1 protein-coding gene is annotated in these 348 nt (G+C 67.0%); it reads right to left on the reverse strand.

Going from position 1 to position 348, the window contains the following annotated elements:
- Positions 1-348 (reverse strand): zinc-binding dehydrogenase (locus ACWGS9_RS36140; RefSeq protein WP_454509527.1); only part of this gene is annotated, 348 nt, incomplete at both ends.

Here is a 348-nt window from a genome sequence, read left to right on the forward strand (position 1 = left end):
GACCGCCAGGCCATCTGCAGGTCGAATATCCGTCGGTCCGACGGCTGTCACAAGCGTTCCTCCGGCCCGGATCAGCGCTGCGGACCGCTTCTGGATATCGCCGCCGATGACGTCGAACACCAGATCGACGCCGCCGACGTCTTCCAGGCTGTCGTTCCCGAGGTCGACGAATTCATCTGCACCGAAGTCGAGAGCCTTCTGGCGATCGGCGGCGCGGCCGGTGCCGATGACATAGGCTCCCGCCTCTCGTGCAAGCTGCGTCACGACCGAGCCGACGGCGCCGGCCGCGCCATGCGCAAGCACGCTCTGCCCAGCCTGAAGACGGCCATGCTGGAACAGGCCCTGCCA

The organism is Mesorhizobium sp. Arg314, from assembly GCF_053714275.1.